2 protein-coding genes are annotated in these 1148 nt (G+C 56.1%); both read left to right on the top strand.

Translation table 11 applies throughout. The features are described from left to right. Positions 1-4 precede the first annotated feature (4 nt). A complete protein-coding gene (locus tag AX692_RS19770) occupies positions 5-142 on the top strand; it encodes a DUF3768 domain-containing protein (protein WP_419470597.1) in 138 nt (45 codons plus the stop codon). Between the two features lie 80 nt (positions 143-222). Next, positions 223-1148 (top strand): hypothetical protein (locus AX692_RS19775; protein ID WP_155646334.1); only part of this gene is annotated, 926 nt, incomplete at its 3' end.

Here is a 1148-nt window from a genome sequence, read left to right on the forward strand (position 1 = left end):
GGGTTTGACGGAACAACGGCATAGCCGATCCGGCCTGCATAGGATCTATTACGACGCTGAACTGATCTATGGGTCAGAAGACCCTGCCGACGCTTCGATCACCCGGCGCGTCGTCACTCTGATGCGTGCCGAAGACTATTGAACAGCAGAAAATCGGATTGACGCGACCGCCGATGGGATCAGAGCAAGGTGAAGTGTGGCTCGAAGTAAGGGACTTCGGATATGAACACGCAGTTTGACAAGGCAAGCGCAGTTCAGGGACCCACTGTCGAGCGTAAGGCCTCATGGACCCACGAAGATCGCGACTACATATGGTTGACGCGGCTGACTTATCTTTTCCAACCAGCAGCCTGCTGCATCGTGGTTCCGACCGGGCTGGCAATCATGATAAAAGCGTCTCAAGCCGAGATGATACACGGCGCGGCTATGCTGGTCGGACTATTGCTCTGGACCTGTCTCGGAACTATTGCAGCAGGCGAGCTCAAGTCGAAGTATGAAGAATACCTGAGCGCTCGATTTCCCCGGGATCGTGTGAGATACCTCTATGATCGGCCTTTTTTCGATAATTCCACTCTGACCTACCTCAGCGCAGCCGGCGACACCGATAGGCGCACAGCCAACGAGCAACGCAACGAGGCCCTCGCGCCACTGCAAAAGCGCGTCGCTCGGTACAAAAAGCTGTTTCGGGGCGCGGCTATTACCCAATTCACTGCTGGCGTTGTTTGCATATTCTGGCTGCACACCCCTGCTGTGCCGGGCGCCCCAGGGCCACTTACGAGCGCAATCGGTATCCTCTTACTTCTCGGAAGTCTGCTCCCAGTGCCGGCCTGGAAATTCATGATCTACGACCTGCCGACGCGCTGGAACCCAATGTATATCCCGATAACACTTCCGCCTGCGATGGAAGAGCTCCTGCAAGATGCCTGCGATGACGATGGGGCTATCTGGACTGTGGACCATACATCGCTCTTGAACGGGGCACAAAAGATCATACCGCGCGGCTTATTCAAAACGCCATTCGGGCCACTGCTTTTCGGCGATGACTGGTCGAGCGCGCACCTTCCGTTGGGTCTTTGGCAACATAGTGCCCACATTAGAGCGTTTTCCCCACGTTTTGACTCGGCGGGGATTCCCTTGCGGGCGCAGTT

It is taken from the genome of Erythrobacter donghaensis (genome assembly GCF_001557325.1).
GTDB classification, from domain to species: Bacteria; Pseudomonadota; Alphaproteobacteria; order Sphingomonadales; family Sphingomonadaceae; genus Erythrobacter; species Erythrobacter donghaensis_B.